This is a genomic window from Arthrobacter glycogeni, assembly GCF_054510815.1.
In genome coordinates this window covers 1-22,899 of sequence record NZ_JBTNDV010000010.1, presented here as the reverse complement: position 1 = coordinate 22,899, position 22,899 = coordinate 1, and the positions used below count along the sequence as shown (strand labels likewise).

Genomic DNA, 22,899 nt, shown 5'->3' with positions numbered 1-22,899 from the left:
GCTAACCTTCTTCGCCTGGTGCTGCACCTTCGAATGCAGCAATGGGTGAGGATGCCTCCAAATTTAGAAGAATCCGTACTTGGTCCCGCTGGTCGGCAGGAACCGTAAAGACGAGGGTTGCTGACGCGGAACCGCCCGCGTCAACCGTCGCCGGGAATCCCGTTGCGCCGGATCCCGTGAGTTGCACGGCTGGCAGACTCGCCGGACCAAATTCAACGTTCACCACTGAGTTGCTCAGTGACACCGGGTCATCTGTCGTATTTTCCACAGTGATCACAAACCTCAACGCCGGTCCGGCGATCTCACCAATCCCGAACGCTTCGGCCTCGATCGCCTCCAAGGTGCTGATCCTTGCCGAGATTCCCTCAGTGACTACCGTGGGCTCCTCAAGGTCGACCGGCTCCGAGACCGGCTGCTCAAGGGTGGCCAGCTCCGCATCGGTCGCCGCAGGCTCATCCTCCTCGGCTGTCCCGTCCTCAACTGTTGCTGTGGCCGGTGCTGTGGGCGGTGCTGTTGCTGTGGCCGGTGCTGAGGCTGGTGCCGTGGGCGTGGCTGGCGCTTCGGCCGCCTGGTCCGGCTCCGGCCCCGGATCCGTCGTCGGCTCCACCTTGGTGGCTGCGGCCGGCGGCGTTGGCTCTGCCGACTGTTCAGTTGCGGCCTCCGTTGTGGGCTCGATGCTCTGCGGCGAGCTCGGGGCAGCCGGAGTGGGAGTGCCGTTTGCGGTGGCGTCGGTACCTGGCTGACCGGATACCAGGTAGCCGATCCCCAGCGCCAACGCGACGGCGCAGACAAGCACCCCTGCAGCGACCTTGCGGAGGGTACCGGAACGGTGTCCCTCCTCGGGCTGGCCGGCCTCTACTGGAGTACTCACTGCAGAGGCCTTCCTGCAACAAGGACATGCCGTGCCCCGGTTGGGGTGTTCTGGGCGGCACGTGTGGTGGCATCGAGCCGGACCATGTCCCTGAACCACTTGATTGACGCCAACACCAGATGTCCAAGATTTGCGGCGAAAACCACCGTGTACAGCACCATAAAGGCCGTAGGTGCACCCAGCAGGATGAAACTCAGGCACAGGAACCCATAATCGGTGGGAATCAGGAGCAGCGACTTGAGCCGGGACCCTGATCCTCTGACGGGAACCGTTCCCGTCTTGAGGGTATGAATCTCCTTGAGGTGATCGTTGAGGATCATCGAAAAGAAGGAGACCGCCGCAACGACGCAGAAGGCCAGTGGAACGAGCAGCCACAGCGGCGTGGACAGCTCGAAGCCGCGGTAGGCTGCGATCAATACCGCAAGATGGATGCTGGAAAGCTTCGCGCTATCCACGACGTGGTCGAGCCACTCTCCGGACAGCGAACCGCCGCCCCGTAGCCGCGCAACCTGTCCGTCGGCGGCGTCGAACGCGTACCCGACGGCCAGGCACAGCCAGACCGCAATGCCCAGCCCCCATGATGGAGTACCGAACGCGAGCATCCCAATACCGGTGAAGGTGAACACCGCGCTGACAATACTGACGGCGTTGGGTGTGAGGCCGGCACGATGGCAGGCAGCGGCGAGATAGCGGCCGGCCCGTCGGTTGATGTAGATCGAGTAGGGCGGGGCTCCCGGCGCGGCGACCTTTTGCGCGGCGGCAAGATCCAGAACCGTCTGGCGGTAGCTGCCAGGGGCGGGCCGAAGGTCGGCGAGTGCCTGGCTCATGACACCACCACCTTCGGCGCTGCCACGACAATTCGGGGGGCTCGGGCGGCTTGCCTGCGTCCGGCGCGGCGACGTGCGGGGGTCCGTGCCAGCGAATAGCATAGCTTCTCGTAGCGTGCTGCGACGTCGTCCCAGTCGTAGCGCTCGGCGGCCTGCCGGGCAAGCCTGCCCCGACGTTCACAGTCAGGCGCGTCCTGTTCGGCTGCGTGCATCAGCCGAGTGACGTCGTCGCTGTCGGCGAAGTAGCGGCCCGCCGCTCCCAACACCTCCGAATTGAAGTCCACCTGGTACGCGTTGGTTGCCGCGCCCGCACCGATCGCACGGAGTAGCGACGGGTTGGTTCCCCCCACTGAATGACCGTGCCAGTACACCCGGGCGTGGGCGTACAGCTGGTCGAGCAGTTCCTGATCCCAGACTCCCCCCAGGAAGCGGACCCGTTCATCCGCAAGGGAGTGGACTTTCCTGATGTAGGAATCCGCGTAGGGCGCTGTGCCGACCACGACGAGGGGTAGTCGGGCCGAGCTCCTTCGATAGCCGTCAACGATCATGTGGACGTGGTTCTCGGGCTCAAACCTGGCGACTACCAGGTGATAGTTGCCAGGTTCCAGGCCAAGACCCGTGACCTTGTCGCTGCTCGGGCTCTCAAGGAGCGGTGCCCCGTAGGCGATGTACTCGGTCGGGGCGTTGAAACGCTCCCTGTAGTAGGTCTGGATACCGATGGCGTCGGCGATCAGGGCGTCGGACCATTTCACAGCGAGGGCTTCGACGGTGCGGTAGTACCGTTTTCCGGTTTTCCCCCACTTGGCTCGCTTCCATTCCAGTCCGTCCACATGGGTTGCGACGGGGATCCCGGCTGCGCGAATCACCGGAAGCCACGGCGCATTTGCCGCGTTGAAGACGATCGCCGCGTCTGTCCGGTGCCCGAAAAGGTGACCTACCGACAACCCGGTGTGGCTCAACGTTTCGAGGGACCGTTTCCTGAGAAAGGGCAGTTGGACCAGCCGCATACCACGATGTTCCTGCACTACGGCGTCCGCAGGGGTGACGGGGCGGCAGTAGACGGTGACGTCATGCCCCATCGCTGCGAGGCGACTGCCTACTTCCTCGATGCAGGTTTCAAACCCGCCATAACGTGCGGGTACCCCGCGGGTGCCGATCAGCGCGATGCTGAGCGGTATATTTCGCTGCGAGCCCAGCGGATTGTTCAGTGATTTCAGCATTAGTTGGTCCCATTCAACAGTGGATATTCGTGGCGTTCCCGGTTCAGATTCAGGTTCTCCAGCGCCAGCCGGAGGGAAGTACTCGAGGTGTGGACGGTGTAGGGGAAGTAGATGACAGCCACGTTCCTGGCGGCGAACTGCTCTTCCAGCCGGCGGGCACGTTCGGTGCCCTTCCAGTCGTCCCCTTTGAAGAAAATGTTGAACCTCAGCTGATCCCAGACAGCCATTCTGTCCGGCACCGTCTCGGCGCAGACCCGATCCACCAGCCCGATGTTTTCAACAATTTCCATCCGCTCGGTGAGGGGAATGACCGGACGACGGCCCTTCGTCTCCGCGAGGATGTCGTCGGAGACCACACCGGCGATGAGAAAATCGCACCGCGACTTTGCTTGGCGAAGAATGTTCAGGTGTCCCACATGGAACAGGTCGAAAGCACCCGCCGCATAACCGATGCGGATCCCCTGGACGTTTTCGTTGCCTATCGTGTCGTAAGCCATCAGTAAGCTCCTGTCGGTTTGACCAGTACTTTGAAGGTCCGCCACATGATCATCAGATCCCCCATGACCGACCAGTTCTCGACGTAGTAGAGGTCGAGGCGAACGCTTTCGTCCCAATCGAGGTCCGACCGTCCGCTGATCTGCCATAGACCTGTCAGCCCTGGTTTAATAAAGAGCCGGCGGTGGGTATGCCCGGCATACCCGGACACCTCACTGGGCAGGGGAGGCCGGGGTCCCACCAGTGCCATGTCCCCCCGCAGGACGTTGTAGAGCTGCGGGAGTTCGTCGATTGAGTACTTGCGTAGCCAGCGCCCCACGGTCGTCACCCGAGGGTCGTCGCGTAGCTTGAAGAGGACCCCGTTGCCCTCGTTGTGCTCCCGCAGTGCCACCAGGTCTTCTTCGGCTGTGGTCACCATGGAACGGAATTTGTACATCGGGAACTCGGCCGACGACCGTCCGACCCGGTTCTGTGTGAAAAATACCGGGCCGGGGTCGTCGCGTCTGATCAGAAGGGCTACCACTGCGAACACTGGAGCCAGGGCGATCAGCGCCAGGAGTGCTACGACCACGTCCATGACCCGTTTGACTACGTGCCGTCCGCCAGTGAACTGGGGCATTTCCACATGCATCAGGGGCAGGCCCTCGACTGGCCTCATCTGGATCCGGGGGCCCGCCACATTGGTAAGCGTCGACGCCAGCACCAGTTCGGTAGCGGTGCGTTCCAGCCGCCAGCCGAGTTCCCTGATGTATTTGCTTCCCTTGTGCAGGTGTCCCGCGACAATCACCGCGTCAGCCCCGGTATCAGCTATCGATTGTTCGACACGACTCAGCCCGTACACCACCGGAACCAGCCGGTCCCCCGCCCGGATGAGCTGGGATCGATCCCGACCTTCCAGGACCGTGCCGACGACGTCGTAAACGGCCCCGGTCTTCTTCGCCAGTTGCCCGACGACGTACTGCACGTCGTCATGCTGGCCTACCACGATGACCTTGGAAAGGAACAGCCCGAACTGGCGTTGGCGCATGAGCCAGTTCCGCCAGATCCAACGGCTGCCCAGCAATCCAACGAGCCCTGCTGGCAGGGTGACGATAAGGAAACTGCGGAAGTCGTTGGCACCGAGGAGCACCACAGCGACGGCCATCCAGCTGAACGTGGCGGCGCTGGCCTGGACAATGCGCTTGTACTCGGGGGCGCCGAAGCCGATCAGGCGGGGGTCCCGGGTTCGGAACATGGACAGCATGATCAGCCAACCGATGCTGACGGCGACGGCGAAGGCCACCGTTTCCGCGGGGGAAGACCCGCTTGCCATGCTCGTCAGGATCCAGTCAGTGGTGATCAGGACGACAGTCAGGACGATCAGAGTGTCCGTCACCCGCAGGGACATCTGGTAGCGCTGCCGCCAGGGGACGCCCGAGACGGCGGCCGCACGGACCCTGGTGCGCCGCGAGACGGAGGGGAACGGGAACCTGAGGGTCTGTTCCTGGGTCTGGTACATGTCAGAGACCTACCCGGCGAACGAGGCCGGCGCAGTGGGCCCGCATCGTAAAAGGAGCCGACGACGGCTGGGGACGAGCCTTGGTCTCGGAAGGCTCCGACGTCGCCGGCCCCGAATGGGGAGGACGTATTTCAGGGCGGAGGTCCGGTGCCGGCGCGGAGAGCGGCCGGCTGGCTCGCAGCTGCGTCCAGGACGGAATCGGGTGGTCTGAATCGACCATGGTTCCGCCACGTGAGAGGAGATGGGAAGGTAAAACTCTTGTGAACCGGCGGTTTGCACCGCAGGTTGAGATGATCGACATTTCGAGACCCGCTTCATAAGTTCCCTAGAACTGCTTTCGGGGCAAGCCTATGAATCAGTTGCATCCCGGACACGAGTGGTAGCTACTCGAATTGGAACGGGTGGTACTACTCGGATGGGCACATCCGATTCGGGTAGTACTCGATGAGTGAGGAGATGCTACGCGCAGGTGGTAGGGGGAGCCCGGGTGAGCGCTGTCAGGCCTGGAAAAGGTCCTGCAAATCCTCGCGGCGGCTGATGCCCAGCTTGGCGAAGATCCGGTAGAGATGGCCCTCAACTGTTCGGACTGAGACGCCATGCAGTGCGGCGATGTCACGGTTCGAGTGGCCCTGGGAGGCTAGGCTGACGATGTCCTGTTCGCGTTGGGTCAATTTGGTGGCTGACAGTTCTTCCGAGAACTGTTGGCCATGCATACCCTCGAGCTTCTCGACCACCGAGTTCAGGGTGGGCTGTAGGGCACGCGAGCGCTGGGACTGTCCCTGCTGGGCGAGCAGATTGATAGCCATGCCAAGGCATTCGGCAGCGATGAGGAGGTAATCGCCCCGCAGTGCCTGGTGGGCTGCCGCTTCAAGAGCGGCGACATCCTTGGCGAGCATGGCGCCTGCCATGGCGTTCACAATGGCGCCGTCAGTTCCTTCGAACCCGTTGGTGATTCGCTGGAGCGGGGCGAGGGAGTGCGTGTCGCCTAGATGAACTGCCAGTTCGAAGGCGGAGGCAGCGAGGGTAGTCATGCCGGCGGAATCTGCTTTGTCCCCGATCAGACAGAGTTCGGAGATGCTGGCGGTAGCGCCCCTGAATTTCGCTTCGCTGGCTACCGCATGGATCCGGCCCTGGAGCCGGGCCTGGAGAGAACCGTGGGGCGGCAGAGTGGCAAATTCTGCTGAATAGTGCTGAGCGCCTGCGGTGTCGCCGGCCATCGCGCAGGCATACGCTGCCATGCCCGTGGACATGGCCAGAAGCTGGGCGGTGTCCGACTCACGAAATCCCTCAACAGCGAGCATGAGGCGCTTTCGGGCCGTCCGCATCCTGCCCTGGCGCAACGCAATAATGCCCTCGAAAAATTCGAGCATCCCCCCGAAATACACCATCCCTCCGTCCGCGGCCTGCGAGTAGGTCGCGAGCAGGGTGCCCACCTCGGTGAATTGGCCCCCTCGGATCAGGGACATACCGTGTCTGGTAATGACAAATCCCTCATGGCGCTTGAACCGATGACCGTTCGCCGCGATGATGGCGAGTCCTTCGGTGGTTACCGCGGCTCCCTCTAGGGACCGACCCGTAGATCCGAGTACCTCACCGAGCAGTGCGAGGGCGGCAAGCCGGGTTTCGTCTGTACCGTCTGGCTCGGCTCTGATCTGACGAAGGTGCTTTTCCGACTCACGGTACTGGCCCTCAAGATTGAGCACAAAGCAGGAAAGAAGCCGGCATCCCATCCGGGAGATACGAACTGAGCGGCTGGATGGGACTTTCCGTTCCCGTTCGATGCGGTCTATGGTCTCGGCCCACCGATCGACGTCGTTCTGGATCTCCCTTGAGCTACTTCCTGACCTCATCCGCAGGTCTATCGAAAGCAGGGTTGCTTCCTTGGCAATCCTGAGGCTGCCGCAGTTCAGCAGGGCCTCATCAACCAGCTCACGGGCATAGTCGAAGTCGCCGCGGGTCATGCGGGCGTGGGCAATCTCAACCAGCGCCCGCGATTTCAGTTTTGGTGCCTTCACTACGCGGGCTGCACGAATAGCGAAGGCCGGATCGAACAGACGGTTGGCGACGATCGCGGCCTTGAGCAGCGTTGCGTCATCAAGCACGGCGCCGCAGTCAAGACCCCAGGAGACCCATCGGAGGAAGCCCTCAATGGATCCGGTCTGGTCTTCCGACAGCTTCAGGAGGCGTCTGCGGATGGCCATGCTTCGTCCGATCGGCACCTGTGCGCGAAGGACCTCGCCATACAATGAATGCGCCAGAGCCACCCGGCTGTCGAACCCCGGGCTGAGGGCCAGGAGCTGAGCATCAATCAGCATGTCAACGGCATGAGGGTCGCAGCTTTCCCGTAGCACGCTGAGCGCCACGGGTTCAGCGAGGGCGACCGTTTCCAGAATCTCCAACTCTGCTGTCGTACGTCCGCGGAGCTGGCCCTTGATAAGGTCGGTGAGCCGTAGGTCGATCCCGGGCCGTTCCCCGGACAGACACCACACCCCATTGCGCTGCACCAGATACTTCGAACGGGCGTCAGGGTGCAGCAACGCCAGCAGAAACATGGGGTTACCCTCGGAGGTTCTGCTGAGAAGGGCACTCACACTCGCAAGAATCTGGTTCCCGAGTACCCTCACACATAGCTCGTGAATGTCCTGCCGGTTGAGTGGCTCGAGATCGTACCGCTTCAACATGCCGTCGTGCCAAAGAGCGACAAATTCCGACGGCGGCCCGGGCGTGGGGCGGGCGAGCACCAGGGCCCGCGCACGCCGGGTAGCGATGAGTTGCGCCAGCAGGACACTTGTACTGTCATCGAGGTCATGGGCGTCGTCGACAATGAACAGGGGTGCCGGCGAGCCAGCCTTGTGCTGCCCCAAATGCCGGATCAGGGCACGGTAAATCGCTACAGGTGATCCGGCGTCGGCCACTGAAAGGTCGGTTAGGTACGGGGCCAGCGCACCGAACGGAATTTTTTGCAGGGAGGGCTGCGCCGACACGTGCACCACAGTGACCTCGTCGGCCAACGCCTCGGCGAGCGCCCGCGACAGGGCGGTTTTCCCGAGCCCCGGTTCGCCCACCACTATGGCACCATGATGCTGCGCTTCGGAGAGCATCAGGAGAATTTCGCTGACTAGGGATTGCCTGCCGACCAGGTCGACCGAGGCGGCGGCGAGACCTTTAGTTGCCTCGTGACTATTCAAGGATCATCTTTAGCTGGCTGCGGTTGGATACACCCAACTTCGCATAGACCTGATACATGTGCCCTTCAACAGTTCGGATGGAGAGGGTCAGCAACGATGCTATGTCCCGGTTGCTGGATCCTTCTGCAACGAGGGATGCAATGCTCCGCTCCCTTTCGGTGAGCTTGTCGAGCACACGCTGGCGCAGTTCCCCACTCCCGCGACCAACCGCGCGCAGGACACCGTCAGCTGCAACCGCGGCACGCCGTTCGCCCTCCCCCGGGTTACCGATGGTCAGCCGCTGCACTAGACCTGCGGCGTCGGAAGCCAGCCGGCGGTTGCCGACGCCAGCAGCCAGCGTCGCTGCCTTAAGGATTTGAGCAGTGTCTCCTGACGCAACCCCTTTGCCGTACAGCGCACAAATCCGAGCATAGGCTCCCTGGTTATCCATTCCGCTGGTCGCGAGGCGCTCAGCTACCTCGGTGAGTCCGAGCTGCACTGCCTGGCAGAGGAAGAACAGTTCGTGCCCAAGGTTCCCCCCAGCCCTGTCCTCGTCGGCGAGGTGCAGCATCTCCTGGGCCGCGTCGAGCGGATCCCGGGTTGCCGTTGACGCCAGTACCGCGAAGTACCTGGTCGCCCTGCTGGTGTGCCAGTCATACCGGCGGGAGTCAAGATCCACCTCGGCGAGATGGGACATGGATAGGTGGGCGTCACCGCTAAGTGCATATGCGTAGGCGGTAGCGGCTTCCGCAAGGGACAGGAACTCCTGGCGGTCGCGGATTCTGAGTTGGCTCAACGCCGGAAGGAGCTTAGCGAGCGCCTCAGGACCCCTTCCCGCATATGCATAAAGGCAGCCTTCAGCAAGTTCAAGGGACGTGCCGTCGAAGATGCCAGCCAGCGGCCCTTCGGCGTGGTTGTTCAGCATCGAGAGGCACTGCTCCCATTGGCCGGAAATCAGCAGCACCGAGAACAGTCGCACCTGAGCGGATTCGGCAAGCAGCGGATCTTCGGAGGAGTCTGCGAGTCGCGATACTACCAGCCGGCTGAGCTGCACTGCGTCGTCTTGGCGACCGGTCATGCAGAGTGCTTCTGAGAGCCACCCACATAGTTGGTGACGGACGGCGGAGTCCAGGCCGCTCTGCTTGAGCAGGTCGTCGAGAGGTTCAATCATTGCTGGGTAGTCGCCGTTATACGCGCTCAGCTCGGCATCGAGCAGTTCGGTGTCGGCCAGCAGCCCGGCGAGACCTTCGCGACCCGCTTGTCCCTCCTGCGCCAACCGCTCCCGAAGGTCGTCGAGGACGGCATCCACCTCAACGAAACGGACATGATCCCTGGTGAGCAGTCGGCAGGTGAGCACCTTCATACCCACCCACTCCTTAAGGGTGGACCGATCCCGTTCCGATCCAACAAAACCATCGAGGATTTCGAGCGCACGTGCAGTGTCGCCCTGAATGCCATAAGCTCGCGCTTCCTCGGTGACCGCGGAGGCGCCCACCAACTCGGGCGGGATGACCCCGAGGAACCGGAGGGCCCCTACCGGGTCGAAATAGCGGTTGGCCAATCGCGCCGCTTCGATGGCCAGGTCCGGATCAATCTCCATTGAGCAGTCAAGGCACCAGGCGGCATAGTTCATGCGGCTCAACGCTGGCATCGGTAGTTTCAGGGAAGCGGCTGCGAGCTGGTGCAGGAGCTCCCTGCTCCGCCCAATGGGCACCTGCCGTCGAATCACCTCGCCGATCAATCCGATGGCGACCCTCACCATAGGCGGCTGCGACAGTTCGATCTGGAAGATTCCTGTTTCCATCAGTGCGTCCACCTCGACCCCGCCAGCAAACTCGGTGATGAGTTCCAGCGGCATGACGCCGACGATCGAGATGATCTCGGCGGTTCTGCGTTGATCGGGGGTCAGTCGGGCGAGACGTGACAGGATCCGTTCGGTGATCGTGCGACCGGGATCGGGTGCTCTGTGTGTGCCTGCAACCCAGATCCCATCCTGGACAGTGATGTAGCCGGAATCCACCTGCTCGCGGCTGATCGCCTGAAGAAACAAGGGATTACCCCCGCTGGCGTGCCACGTGTCCAAGACGACAGATCTCGAGACCGGGGCCGCCAGGCCAGCGGTGAGCAGCTGGGCGGTATCCGTCAGCGACAAGGGTGCGACGTCGACCCGGCGAATGAGTTCGTCCTTCCACAGGTCGCTGAGCTCGTCAGGCGCTGCCTGCAGAATCTGGCAAATGAGGAGAACTTTGATTGCGCCACTCCTGACCAGGTGCGCGATGGCCATCGCAGAGGCGCTATCCAGGTCTTCGATGTTGTCGACAAGAATGAGTGTGCGCTTCCCGTCTACCCGCCTGGTGAAGAGGTTCTGCAAACTTTTCAGAAGGATCAGCGGGTTGCCGACCGCATCGTCGTCGAGCCCGCTGAGGACGAAGTTGAGGGCGCCGTACGGCATGTCCGACGTAAGGACGCTGCCCCTGAGGTACAGCAGTTCGTACTCATCCTTGACGTCACTGGCTGCCCGTTGAGCCAGGACTGTCTTCCCGATGCCCGCAGGACCGGTGAGAACAACTCCTCTGCTGTCCGGTTGTCCTACAGCCTCCCGAAGGATACTCAATTCATCATTCCGGCCAACAAGTGGCCACACTCCTTGCACCCCAAACATAGCGCCCCACTACATGGTGCAGGTCGGCACGGCGAGTCGTCCCAGCCCGACAATTGTTGAGAAGCGGTGTGTCGTCCCGCTTCCGGGTCATACGCTTGATGCAGTGGTAAATCCGGCATCATCCGTACTAGGGCACAACCCTACGCTGGATCCCCCGATAAGGCACGAAAAATCGCAGAAAACCTGTGATCGGGCTCATGGTTAATCCGGTGGCGCGTGGTCAGGGAGCCCACGGTAGGCTGACGGCGGGCTGGGGATCAGCCCGGTCTCAGGAGGCTGGCCGCCGTCGGCCCGACCGTAGGTTCACCGTTTCAGGTGAACGATGTCTCGCCAGCACGCCCGGCCTGGTTGACCTTGTCAGTCTAGGGAAATGCCCCACCCGCGCACACGGGTAGTGGCTACTCGTTTTCCCGCGGACGATTACTTAACCCGCAGATCAGCCTTACGTACAGTTGTCACTGGGTGAGAATCCTGCTGCTGAAAGACCCCTGGAGAGTTCCTCCCGGCCACTAATTCCGAGCTTGAGATAGATCCGGTACAGGTGGCCTTCCACCGTCCTGCGGGACACGGTGAGGCTCATGGCTATCTGGCTGGATGCCGCACCGCGTGCGGCGAGCCTCGCGATCTCCAGTTCCCGCCGGGTCAGCGCCACCCGGGCCATTGCCTCATCACTGATGAGGCCAGTGCGAACCCCCCCCACGGCGGGGCGCAACTCCCGGACCTGCTGCAGGAGGGCTCGCTGAGTTCGTCCTTCTCCCCGGGCGCCGTAGCCGGCTGCGGCCCGTGCCAGGCATTCGGCCCCCAGCAGGCGCCGTCCGGCCCTCAGGGCGCTCGCAGCCGCTGCCATGAGCAAGGCCGGATCCTGCGAGGCTGTCGCCGCTGCCATCGTTCGAACAGCATCCGAGGAAGCCGCGCCCATCCTCTCCGCCAGCGCGCTGAATCGTTCGGCCGCGAGTGGATATTTCATCAGGAAGAGAAGTTCGAGAATTTCCGCTTCGGCGTGGACCAGGCCGAAGGACTGTGCTTCATCCGCCCGCGCCAGCACCACCGACGCGTTGTCGGGGCTTACCTCCGGCCAGGTCTGTGCGGCTGCAACATAGGCATCGGAGACCAGACTCTGCGGCAGCGAGCCGCGATACTGCAGCCTCCCGTAGTCCGTCGCGTAGGTGTTGGCCCGCTCCGAATTTCCCACCAGCCTGTTGGCGAATGCAGCAGCTCCCAGGGCCAAGGGCAGGAGCAGCTCTGGGTCGCTTCGTCGCAATTCCTCAATCCCGTCGGCCAACAGGTCACAGCCGCGCACGATCCTTCCAGATCTTAATTCCATCACTCCTGCGAGGCTTGTCATCTCCCCTCCGAAGTAGTGCAGTTGGCGGGGCGCGTGCTGCTCATGCCATTGCAAAAGATCGGCAAACCCTGCTTCGTCGCGGGTCTGCAGCAGCAAAGCCCCAAGCCGGGCAGAAATGGCTCGATAATGCTCCGAGAGGATCCCGCCAGCTCCGGTCGCCGCTATCGCACGGAAGGTGAAATCCCTTGCGTCAACGGAGTGCCCCATTGCGCCGAGAGCCTCCCCAAGGACCTGCTGGGCCACCATGCCTGCCAGTGATTCCGGGGGGCTGTCCTTGAGAACCCTGCGCAGGCCTTCAATGGCAGCCCCGTACCTGCCAGCCAGGCTCAGAGCCACGCAGGTCAGAATTGCGGCGCCCTGCGTGGCATTCTTGTCCTGGTCCGGTGGCAACCCACGGGCAATTGTTGCCCAACGGCCCGCGATGTTCATTAGACCCTCGGGTCCCTGACCACACTGCAACGCTACCCTCGCCTCGGTCACCGCTGCCGCGGCCAGGACTTGCGGGTTGGCCGCCGAATCCTGCATTACGCCACGAATCTCAGTAGCGGCAGCAGCAGTGTTTCCCAGACCGAGGTAGCCTCGCGCCGTTTCCACCCGCGCCGCCATCGCGCATTCCGGCGACGTGACCGCGGCAGCGAACTGCTGCGCCAGACGGGGCGAACACCGGTCATTGGCAAGCTGCGCGGCTTCCAACAGGTCACTGTCAGCAATTGTGCAGCCCAAACTCATCTCCCAGGCCACTACGACGCTCATGCCTGCATCGTGGAGCAGTTCACTTCCCACGGGTGATCGCCGAAGCCCGGTCAGAATTTCAGCACGCCTTCCGGGCGGAATGAGGTCTCTGACCGCTTCGCCATACAATTTCGGTTCAATGGTGAGGCAACTTCTGTCGCTACCGTGGTGCCGCGAATAGGAGATGATCTTGCTGAGGAGGGCCTCTTCCAGGCCGCCGGCATCGAGGAGGAGCCGGGCAGCCGCCGTCGGCATACATCCCAGCAGCGCAACAACCTCGATGGCGCCACGCCCGGCTGGGCTGCAGCTCATGAGCATTGGCTTCACCTGGTTCTCAAGTACCTTCCCGGCCGAATTCGGCGCGCAGACCAGTGACCACACACCGTTCTGCTCAACCACCGATCGAGAGCCGCGGAGATGCGCGATCAGTGCTTTGGCTAGGTAGGGGTTGCCCTGAGACCAGTCCGAGACAAAGGTGACGCATCCGAGACTGACCCCGCCGCCCAGCTCCCGTCGACACAACTCGCCAGTCTGATCGCGGGTCAGCGGTACCAGTTCGAACCAGGCGAGCAGCCCATCCCGACATAAGGCGTGTAGCTCTTCAGGCTTGTTGCCCGAATCGGTCGACAGGACCAGGAGCCGGATTTCGCGGGCAACTGCAAGTTGACCAAGTAGATGGCTGGTTTCCTGGTCGAGGTGGTGGGCTTCCTTCACGACGACGAGTATCGGGAGCATCCCGTTAGCTGCCAACGCCCGGAAGGCTGACCTGACCGTGCGGAGCACCGACAGCGGCGAGTCGGGGTCCGGGGGGAAGCTTCCTCTGAAGACCGGTCCCAGCGCACCATAAGGTACGCTCTCGAGCGATACATCCGCGTAGATCATGACGGGCACCACCCGATCCCCTACATGGACGAGGACATCGTCGACTGCAGCAGACTTGCCTACGCCGGCTGCACCGCACACCAGAGCACCGCCGATCGCCGGGTCGAGGATGCTCGCCGCTATCGCCCGGATGTCGGCTGCCCGACCGACAAGCCCGGCAGGCCGGTTGAGAGTTCTCATGGGGTGGCCGATGCGCCGAGGGCGGCCTTGGCCAACAACTCTGCCCTCGTCCGGACGTGAAGTTTCGCGTAGGCCCGGTGGAGGTGCCCCTCGACCGTGCGGACGCTGACCCCTAGCCGCTGTGCCAGCTCCCGGTTGGTCCTGCCCTCCACCACCGCCTGCACCACTTCGGCCTCTCGGGTCGTCAGGGCTGCCAGCTGCCGGCGCGCGCCAAGCACCGTGCCGAGTGGCCCGATGATCCTGCGGACCCGTTCAGCCACATACGCTTCGGTGCCCGGATCGCCCGTCTGGGTAGCAAGCTGGGTTGCTGTTGCTGCTGCATCGCGGGCGAATAGCAGGTCCCCCAGGCCCAGCGCCAGATCCATTGCCTGCAATACCAGTTCGGCGTCGTCAGCATCGACACCTTTTGCATATAGCTGGCAGAGCGACGCATACCGGCCCTGGCAGGTGGCGCTCAGCAAGAGAATACTCGGCGCAACACCATGATCTCCCTGCCTCATTGCACTGCACAGGGCAATCAGTTGCCAGGTAACATTGCCGAGCGCTTTGTCCTCACAGCTCAGGGCCCGGAGTTCGAACGCAGCCCGTTCACCCGATAAGGTGCCCTGCAGGGCGAGGGCACCGAAATGCCTGGTGAGCCTCCGCACGGACCAGGAGGCTGCGGGCGAGGCGATCGAGGCTAATGATAGGTAGTGATCAGCCCGCTCGGGGTCATCAGTCGAGTTGATCCATGCCAGGGCCGCTGCAGCCAGAGGCGCGACGCCCGCGGGATCGTGGATCTGAAGCTGGCGCAGGGCTGGGAGCAGCGCGCCCTCGGCTTCGGCGGGGTGGCCCCCTGCCGCGTAGATCAACCCCTCGGCGAGCTCCTCATAGGTTCCAGCGCCCCGGCCAAGATGCTCCGCTGATACGTCCAGCATGGCGTACAGGTTCCCCGCTGCTGCCTCAAGTGTTGCCAGGCTCACGGCGACCCTGGATGACAGTGCGGCCCCAACGTCGGTCTGGGGTAGCAATGCCTGTGCGGCCTCCTTCGCATCATCCACCCGGCCGGTGAACGCCAGGGCCTCGCACACGAGGACTGCTGCACGACGGCGTTTCCCCGAGTCGAGGACATTGGGATCAAATTCAGAAGACTGCAAATTGCTGAGCACCGTCCCGAAGCGGCCAGCGAAGGTATCGGCGATCGCACGGTCGAGGAATCCTTCTGCGGTTAGCCTCGATCGGTCGGGCCCGGACGGCGTGGACTCTTTCGCTCCGCTCCCCACCGCCAACTCGTCTGGCTTCCACAGTTGGACCTGGCTGGCGCGACCAAGGATCAGGTCGCTGAGCAGTGAACTGGTCACCGAAATGGTCGCCCATCGGTCAGTGTCAATGGACAGGATTCCAAGTTCCAGAAGCTCATCTAACGCGCCCAGACTATTGGTCGGGATGCTCTTCAGAGGGCTGGGGCCAGTTTCCGCCAGCCGGTGAAGAACGGCGCGCTGCGGTGGCAGTAGCGTGGAGAGTCGCTCAGCCAGGAGGCGTGCCGTGCGCGGGCCCGGATGAACTTCGGTAGTGGTCAGAACCCCGACGCCGCTGACGCACCGCAAAGCACCCGAGGCCAGGTAGTCATCAAGCAATGCGCCAAGGAGCCTGACGTTTCCTCCGCTGTGGCGGTAGAGCGCGAGCGATGACGCACGGGAGACAGGGTGTCCAAGCGCAGACCTGAGGTAGTTTGCGACGTCCTGGCGGGCTAAGGGTGGCAACTCGATCTGCCCTAGAGTTCCCTCTCGGTGCAGCCTCTGAAAGTACTCGGGCGCACCGGAAATACCTCTGCATGCGACGATCAGCCTGATGGTACCCGATTGCACCATCTGACCCAGCACTGTGGTGGAGGTTCCGTCGAGGTGGTTGGCGTCATCGACTATAACGATCACCGGTAGGCCGTGCGCCTGGTCTGCCAGCGCTCGGGTCAGCCCGTTGATCACCCCGACCGGATGGCCCCACGCTTCCTTCGGCAAATCGGTTAGGTGATCCCGTAGTGCGCCGTAGGGCTGTTGGCCGCTGACCGCCGCGCACCGTAGGTGGATAAGGTAGGCGGTGGCCCGCAGGCGGTCGACCACTGACCGCAGCATAGTGGTCTTGCCACTTCCCGCGTCGCCGGTGATGATGACACCGCGCACGCCGGATTCGGCAGTCAGCTGTTCGCCCACCGTATCGGCGAGCCGGTCGCGGACAGTCAGCACCCGGGAGGTCGGCCGTCCGAGCCCCGTGGCGGCTCCCGGAGGGTCGTCGTGTTCCAGGACGAGCAGCAGGGCAGGGGCGGGTTGGCAGGCGTACGTACTGACATCGACATTCATTGAGAGACCTGTTTCTTCGCATTCCCAGCGTGGTGAAGTACTGCACACGCTAGAACCCGGGCGGGCGTCACACATGAGTAGCGACTACTCGAGTTTCCCCAGCGGATTACGCAGCGACTACTCGGCCCCGTCGGCGCGGGATGCAGAGGGAGCCGGCTTGCGGGGCCCTCGTGGACGAGCCGGGAAGGCCGGGCTGATGGGCACAAAAAAAGGGACCGACGTTGGGATGGGGGTGGCCCAGTCTCAGAGGCCGCCCAACGTCGGCCCCCGCATTTGGGGCCTATTGGCCTGATCTAGCCAAGGCTTCGCGCGCCCTGACCGGTAATCGTGATTCTAATCTATACGCTATTTGCCCGCAGAGTGGAACTTCTGCTGTGCGCTGACAAGTCCCTCGTAAATCAGGGACTCGACTGCATCGGCTGCATCCTCGAACAGGAAGCTGAGTTCCTTTTTTTCGACAGTGCCGAAGTCCCGGAGGACGTGCTCGGCTGCGTCCTGCCGCCCGGGTGGCCGGCCCACACCTACCCTGACCCGCAGATAGTCCTTGGTGCCGAGCGCCTTACTCATGTCCCGGAGACCGTTATGGCCCCCCTCACCACCGCCGTATTTGAGCTTGACGGTGTTGAAGTCAATATCTATTTCGTCATGGACCGCTATGACGCGTTCGGGAGGGATGTCGTAGAAACGGCATAGCGCACTGACTGGCCCACCGGATAGGTTCATGAAGGTAAGCGGTTTGGCCAGTACCAGCCGGGGCCCGCCCAGACCCAGCCGGCCCTCCAGGACGGCCGCGTGCGCTTTGTGGCTTTTGAACTTCCCGCCCAGGCGTGACCCAAGGACGTCAAGAACCATCTGCCCGACATTGTGCCGGTTATGGCTGTAGTCGGGCCCAGGGTTACCGAGCCCGACTACCAGCCACGTATCAGTTGCCACAAGCGCGCCAGATGGGTGGCTACTCGCCTTCTTCTGACTTCTCGCCGGAGGCAGCTACAACGTCGCCTTCTGCAACGGTTTCGCCGTCGTCCTCGCCCAGGTCCTGGACGGTCGGCTCGCTGATGTTGACGATCAGGGTGTCGTCCTCGATCAGCAGGGTGACGCCCTTGGGCAGTTCGATATCGGACGCGTGAATGTGCTCGCCAACCGTCCGTCCTTCAACATTGACGGTCAGGGAATCCGGCAGGTGGGTGGCTTCTGCTTCAACCTGAACCGAGTTGTGCTCGAGGTTCATGACGGCGCCCGGGGCCAGTTCGCCTTCAACGTGGATAAAGACGTCGACGACGACCTTCTCGCCGCTACGAACGGTCAGCAGGTCGAGGTGCTCGACAATGCGCTTCAACGGGTTGCGGACAACGTACTTGGCGAGAGCCAGGTGCTCCTCCCCTTCGACGTCGAGGGTCAGCAGCGCATTGGAGGTCCTCAGGGCCAGCGTGGTTGCCTTGGAGGGAAGCAATACGTGGATGGGGTCGGCGCCGTGGCCGTAGATAACCGCAGGGATCTTGTTCTCGCGGCGTGCGCGGCGTGCTGCACCCTTACCGAATTCGGTACGAACTTCTGCTGGGAGCGTGAGGTCAGACATGAAATCTCCTGTTGTGGCGATGAGTGGATCGTTGCCAGGGTCACGATCGTCAGCTGTCTAGAAACAGGTCATCGTCAACACAATCCGTGTCGGACGTCAGTCGCTAGCCACCGTCGATCACGGAACAGTTCCCGGGTCTTCCCGGGATGCTCCCTCGCCTAGGCATCGGGATCAATGGTACAGCACGTTCGCCTGGGCATCGACCGGGCCCACGGATGATCGCCCGAAACTGGCTGACCTCCCCTCATCATCCTCTAATGTGTGAGGCATACCGTTAAAAGCTGATGGAGCCCGTCGGATTCCTCACGGAATCCCGGGCCAGCCCGACAAAGGATCACCATGCGAATTTCTGTTATCGGTTGCGGCTACCTTGGCGCTGTTCACGCGGCGTGCATGGCGAAATTGGGGCACGACGTCGTCGCCATCGATATTGATGAGCGGAAGATTGCCGAGTTGCAAGCCGGACGATCGCATTTTTTTGAGCCCGGCCTCCCTGAACTCCTGGACGAGGTGCTGCAGACCGGCCGGCTCAAGTTCAGCGCTGACATCGCTGACGCGCGTGGGGCCCAGGTCCACTTCCTCTGCGTGGGGACCCCGCAGCGGAAAGGCGAGTATGCGGCTGACCTGCGGTACGTCGATGCGGCGTTTGCGTCTCTCGCGGATTCACTCGAGGCGGGGAACCTGGTTGTCGGCAAGTCGACTGTTCCGGTGGGCACCGCTGCGCGGCTCGCCGATGACCTGGCTGAGCGGTTCCCCGAGGCGAGTCTCGCGTGGAACCCCGAGTTCCTCAGGGAGGGCTTCGCCGTCAAGGACACGCTCAGCCCCGACCGGCTGGTGTACGGGGTTCCGGCCGGGGAGGCCGGCGAGCAGGCAACAGCGATGCTCGACGAAGTGTACGCGGGTCCGATGGGTTTGGGCACCCGGCGGCTGGTCGCCGACTACGCCACCGCGGAACTGGTGAAATCGGCGGCCAACTCGTTCCTCGCCACGAAGATTTCCTTCATCAACGCCATGGCGGAGGTGTGCGACGCCGCCGGCGCTGACGTCACGCTGCTGGCCGACGCCCTCGGGATGGATGACCGGATCGGCAGGAAGTTCCTCAACGCGGGTATAGGCTTCGGCGGTGGCTGCCTGCCCAAGGACATTCGTGCCTTCATGGCCCGGGCCGGGGAGCTGGGGGCTGACCAGGCGTTGACGTTCCTCCGCGAGGTGGACGACATCAACCTGCGGCGCCGGATCCGGGTGGTTGAGCTGACCCGCCAACTTGTCGGGGGTTCCCTTCTCGGAAAACGGATCACCGTGTTGGGGGTGGCCTTCAAACCGAATAGCGACGACGTCAGGGACTCTCCGGCGCTGAGCATTGCCGCGCAACTTCAGCTCCAGGGCGCCGACGTGACGGTGACCGACCCTGAGGCCCTGACCAATGCCCGTGGCCGCTTCCCCGAGTTGACCTATGAGCCCGACTTCGACGCCGCCGTCGCCCACGCCAACGCGGTGCTGGTCCTCACCGAATGGGACCAGTACCGTTCGCTCGAGCCAGCCGCGTTGGCCCTCCGGGTGGCAAGCAAGAACATCCTCGACGGCCGGAACGTGCTAAGTCCCGCCGAATGGCGCGCGGCGGGGTGGAACTATCAGGGCATCGGGCGCCCGTAGCGGGCGCCTCCTGCCCTGAACCGTGTCCCTACGCGATACCGTCGAAAAGGCTGGTGACCGATCCGTCGTCGAACACTTCACGAATGGCCCGCGCAATCAGGGGTGCGATGGACAGCACGGTGAGCTGCGGGAACCGTTTTTCGGAGGGAATGGGCAGGGTGTTTGTCACCACTACCTCCCGGGCGCCGGATTCGGAGAGACGGCGTGCCGCCGGGTCGGAGAACACCGCATGGGTCGCCGCGATGATCACGTCTTTGGCCCCGGCGTTCTTCAGCACCTGGACTGCGCCGGAGATGGTTCCGCCGGTATCGATCATGTCGTCGATCAGCACACAGGTCCGACCCTCGACCTGACCCACCACCTGCTTGGACACCGCCTGGTTGGGGACGGTCAGGTCGCGGCTCTTATGCACGAAGGCCAGCGGTGAACCGCCGAGCCGCTCGGCCCACTGCTCAGCTACCCTGACCCGGCCGGTGTCCGGGGAGACCACCGTGACGTTGTCGGCGTCGACCCGGGTGCGGATGTAGTCGGCGAGCAGCGGAATGGCCATCAGATGGTCGACCGGCCCGTCGAAGAAGCCCTGAATCTGTGAGGTGTGCAGGTCAACGGACATGAGCCGGTTGGCTCCGGCCGTCTTATACAGATCCGCGACGAGGCGGGCGGAGATCGGTTCGCGGCCGCGGCCCTTTTTGTCCTGGCGGGCATAGGGGTAGAACGGGGAAACCACAGTGATCCGCTTGGCTGAGGCCCGCTTCAGGGAATCGATCATGATGAGCTGTTCCATCAGCCAGTTGTTCAACGGCGCCGGGTGAGCCTGGATCACGAACACGTCGGTGCCGCGGACACTTTCGCCGGACCGGACGTAAATCTCACCGTTCGCGAAGTCGTAGGCGGAGATGGGCAGCAGCTCAGTGCCGAGTGCCGCGGCAATTTCCTCGGCCAATTCCGGGTGTGCCCGCCCTGAAGCCAGGACCAGTTTCTTCTCGCCGCGTGCGGTGATCTCGCTCATGAACTGTCGCTTTCGTCAGTGCTCTTGGTACTGCTGGTAGGTTCAGCAGCCGGGTCAGTGGTGGCCGATTTCTGAGCTGCAGCCGCCGCATCGGCTGCGGAACTGCCGGGACGTTTGGCCTGCACCCAGCCCTCCGAGGTGCGCTGCGGCGCAACGCTGAAGGCCAGCGCTCCCGGCGGGACGTCGTTGCGCACAATCGCGCCCGCACCGGTGTAGGCACCATCACCGATTGTCACTGGCGCCACGAAAACCGTATTGGAACCGGTGCGGACATTGCTGCCGATGGTGGTGCGGTGCTTGTTGACCCCGTCGTAATTGGCGGTGATATTGCCGCAGCCGATATTAGTGTTCTCGCCGATCTCGGTGTCCCCCGCATATCCGAGGTGCGACAGCTTTGATCCGCGGCCAATGATGACGTTCTTCGTCTCGTAGAATGCGCCGATCTTCCCGCCTTCACCCAGCACCGTGCCGGGACGCAGGTAAGTGAACGGGCCAACAGAGGCGCCGGCGCTAATCCGTGCGCCGGAGCCGTGGGTCCGGAGCACCGTGGCACCCTCGCCCACCACCACATCGGTGAGGGTGGTATCAGGGCCGACGACGGCGTCGCGCGCAATCTCACAGACGCCGTGGAGCTGGGTGCCCGGCAGGATTGTGACGTCCTCCGCCAGGTGCACCGAGGTATCAATCCAGGTGGAGCCGGGGTCAACGATTGAAACCCCGGCGCGCATCCAGCGGGTCAGGGTGCGGCGGTTGAGCTCGGCGCCGAGGGCTGCAAGCTGGACCCGGTCGTTGGCGCCCTCGACCTGCCAGGGATCGTCGGAAACGACGGCGGCCACCCGGCCGCCCCTGGCTGAGGCGATGCCGAGGACGTCGGTCAGATACATTTCACCCTGAGAGTTACCTGCCGTGACTGATGTGAGCGCGTTGCGCAGGGTTGTCGCGTCGAACGCGTAGATGCCCGAGTTGATTTCGTGGATGGACCGCTGGGCGTCGGAGGCGTCCTTGTGCTCGACGATGCCGGTGACGGTGCCGTCGTCGGCCCGCAGGATCCGGCCATAGCCGGTCGCGTCCTTAAGGACGGCGGTCAAGACGGTCACCGCGTTGTCTTGCGTGGTGTGCGCCGCGACGAGCTCGGCCAGAGTGTCGGCGGTCAGCAGCGGTACGTCGCCGTAGGTGACCACTATCGTGCCATCGAGGGGGGCTTCACCCGCCTGATCCAGCGCCGCAAGCGCTACCTGCACCGCGCGACCAGTACCTGGCACGTCGTCCTGGTCCACAATGAGTGCCTGCTCATCCAGGCTGGAGATATGGCTGGCGACGAGGTTCCGTTCGTGCCGGACCACCACTGCCATTGCCTCGGGGACCACACCACGGGCGGCTGCCATCGCATGTCCCACCATCGACCTGCCGCCGAGGGTGTGGAGGATCTTCGGTGTCCGGGATTTCATCCGGGTCCCGGCTCCTGCTGCGAGCACGATGACGGCTGCTGGCCGCAGGACTCCTGTCACTGAATCTGATGTCTGGTGGTGCGTGTTTGAGGTCTGCGGACCCATTGAGGAGACACTCCTGCCTGTAGTTTCGCTGTCAACCGGAAAAGTACAGGCTCACACCGGCAATACTACCCGCGGCACTACTGCCCTACAGTTCCGCCCATAGGATTCGAACCTATACTCCACAGCTCCAAAGGCTGGGGTGCTGCCATTACACCAGGGCGGACTACGCCTGAGGAACTGCCAAATTTCCGTCACGAAGCGCGGTTATCCAGTTTGCCATGAGTCGGGTGCATCCTGCGACTTGGAAACCCCTCCGGGCTGTTCCCTGGGTGGGGACAGGACTCCTTTCCGGCCCTCCCTTCCGGTTCTGCTTTTCCGGCTTGCGCCTCCCTCTTCGCCGAACCGTGAGCTCTGGTGGGCTGGCGGGCTTGTGAGGGCGAGTCGCCCGATCTAAGGCCTCAGCGGGCGCGTTGTGGTTCCCTTTATGCCGCCGATCCAAAAACTTTGATCTGCCAGGAAAAATAGTTCAAAATTCTTTTCCGGGTGCCTTCCTGCGGACCTTATTTTGTCAGTGCCCGATGATGGAATGAAGGTATGAAAAGCAGTACAGCTTCTCCTACCGGAACGGGATACCCTCCCGAATCCGGCCCGGACTCCCGCTCCACTAACGGGTCTGCGGATACTGCCGAGGGGGCGCCCGGCGGGACGTCAGGCGGGGCGTCTGGTGGGGCGTCTGGTGGGGCGTCTGGTGGGTATGGTCCGGGTGGTCCGTTGGGCGTCGGCGCGGTGTGGACCGCCCCGGCAGCTGATCGGGAAGCGTCAGCTGATCGGCCGGCGTTGACGGGCGGGGTGGCTGTGGCGGCGGTGGTCGGCCTGGATGCGGGGCGGACCCTGGACCTGATTAAGGATCTGGGAGGGTTGCGTTCCTGGGTTGATGCGCAGGAAGCGAAAGC

Annotated in this window: 14 protein-coding genes, 1 tRNA gene and 1 pseudogene; 2 read left to right on the top strand and 14 right to left on the bottom strand. The window is 63.2% G+C overall.

Features of this window, described 5'->3' with window-relative positions; translation table 11 throughout:
• Position 1 precedes the first annotated feature (1 nt).
• From ACX80G_RS11610 to ACX80G_RS11560, 11 genes are all read right to left on the bottom strand, one after another.
• Entirely contained in the window at positions 2-871 is an 870-nt protein-coding gene (locus ACX80G_RS11610) for a hypothetical protein (RefSeq protein WP_459307798.1), read from the bottom strand.
• Positions 868-1,698, bottom strand: a complete 831-nt coding sequence (locus ACX80G_RS11605; RefSeq protein ID WP_459307797.1) for a CDP-alcohol phosphatidyltransferase family protein — start codon at positions 1,696-1,698, stop codon at positions 868-870. The genes ACX80G_RS11610 and ACX80G_RS11605 overlap by 4 nt, the downstream gene beginning before the upstream one ends.
• Positions 1,695-2,918 carry a DUF1972 domain-containing protein gene (locus ACX80G_RS11600; protein ID WP_459307796.1) on the bottom strand — a complete coding sequence of 408 codons (1,224 nt, stop codon included), beginning with the start codon at positions 2,916-2,918 and terminating at the stop codon, positions 1,695-1,697. Before ACX80G_RS11600 ends, ACX80G_RS11605 begins: the two co-directional genes overlap by 4 nt.
• On the bottom strand, positions 2,918-3,415 hold the full coding sequence (locus tag ACX80G_RS11595; RefSeq protein ID WP_459307795.1) for an FAD synthase family protein: 498 nt from the start codon (positions 3,413-3,415) through the stop codon (positions 2,918-2,920). Before ACX80G_RS11595 ends, ACX80G_RS11600 begins: the two co-directional genes overlap by 1 nt.
• The gene (locus ACX80G_RS11590; RefSeq protein ID WP_459307794.1) at positions 3,415-4,911 is read right to left on the bottom strand and encodes a sugar transferase; all 1,497 of its coding nucleotides are present in this window, start codon (positions 4,909-4,911) and stop codon (positions 3,415-3,417) included. Before ACX80G_RS11590 ends, ACX80G_RS11595 begins: the two co-directional genes overlap by 1 nt.
• Positions 4,912-5,408: 497 nt before the next feature.
• On the bottom strand, positions 5,409-8,099 hold the full coding sequence (locus ACX80G_RS11585) for a helix-turn-helix transcriptional regulator (protein WP_459307793.1): 2,691 nt from the start codon (positions 8,097-8,099) through the stop codon (positions 5,409-5,411).
• Positions 8,092-10,740: a LuxR C-terminal-related transcriptional regulator gene (locus tag ACX80G_RS11580; RefSeq protein ID WP_459307792.1), complete on the bottom strand. Its 2,649-nt coding sequence runs from the start codon at positions 10,738-10,740 to the stop codon at positions 8,092-8,094. The genes ACX80G_RS11585 and ACX80G_RS11580 overlap by 8 nt, the downstream gene beginning before the upstream one ends.
• Before the next feature lie 442 nt (positions 10,741-11,182).
• On the bottom strand, positions 11,183-13,879 hold the full coding sequence (locus ACX80G_RS11575) for a LuxR C-terminal-related transcriptional regulator (protein ID WP_459307791.1): 2,697 nt from the start codon (positions 13,877-13,879) through the stop codon (positions 11,183-11,185).
• Entirely contained in the window at positions 13,876-16,215 is a 2,340-nt protein-coding gene (locus ACX80G_RS11570) for a LuxR C-terminal-related transcriptional regulator (RefSeq protein WP_459307790.1), read from the bottom strand. Before ACX80G_RS11570 ends, ACX80G_RS11575 begins: the two co-directional genes overlap by 4 nt.
• Positions 16,216-16,560: 345 nt before the next feature.
• The gene (gene pth / locus ACX80G_RS11565) at positions 16,561-17,148 is read right to left on the bottom strand and encodes an aminoacyl-tRNA hydrolase (RefSeq protein WP_459307789.1); all 588 of its coding nucleotides are present in this window, start codon (positions 17,146-17,148) and stop codon (positions 16,561-16,563) included.
• Between the two features lie 19 nt (positions 17,149-17,167).
• Positions 17,168-17,791 carry a 50S ribosomal protein L25/general stress protein Ctc gene (locus ACX80G_RS11560; RefSeq protein ID WP_459307788.1) on the bottom strand — a complete coding sequence of 208 codons (624 nt, stop codon included), beginning with the start codon at positions 17,789-17,791 and terminating at the stop codon, positions 17,168-17,170.
• 339 nt (positions 17,792-18,130) lie between these two features.
• Between ACX80G_RS11560 and ACX80G_RS11555 the strand changes: the two genes are divergently transcribed.
• Positions 18,131-19,444, top strand: a complete 1,314-nt coding sequence (locus ACX80G_RS11555; protein WP_459307787.1) for a UDP-glucose dehydrogenase family protein — start codon at positions 18,131-18,133, stop codon at positions 19,442-19,444.
• A 28-nt stretch (positions 19,445-19,472) separates the two neighbouring features.
• On the opposite strand, the gene ACX80G_RS11550 is transcribed toward ACX80G_RS11555, so the two are convergent.
• From ACX80G_RS11550 to ACX80G_RS11540, 3 genes are all read right to left on the bottom strand, one after another.
• The gene (locus ACX80G_RS11550) at positions 19,473-20,453 is read right to left on the bottom strand and encodes a ribose-phosphate diphosphokinase (RefSeq protein WP_459307786.1); all 981 of its coding nucleotides are present in this window, start codon (positions 20,451-20,453) and stop codon (positions 19,473-19,475) included.
• Positions 20,450-21,901 carry a bifunctional UDP-N-acetylglucosamine diphosphorylase/glucosamine-1-phosphate N-acetyltransferase GlmU gene (gene glmU / locus ACX80G_RS11545; RefSeq protein ID WP_459307911.1) on the bottom strand — a complete coding sequence of 484 codons (1,452 nt, stop codon included), beginning with the start codon at positions 21,899-21,901 and terminating at the stop codon, positions 20,450-20,452. Before glmU ends, ACX80G_RS11550 begins: the two co-directional genes overlap by 4 nt.
• A gap of 196 nt (positions 21,902-22,097) precedes the next feature.
• Positions 22,098-22,169: transfer RNA gene (locus tag ACX80G_RS11540), tRNA-Gln, on the bottom strand.
• Positions 22,170-22,540: 371 nt separating this feature from the next.
• On the opposite strand from ACX80G_RS11540, the pseudogene ACX80G_RS11535 reads away from it, so the two are divergent.
• Positions 22,541-22,899 (top strand): annotated as a pseudogene (locus ACX80G_RS11535) (HNH endonuclease); the annotation flags it as partial.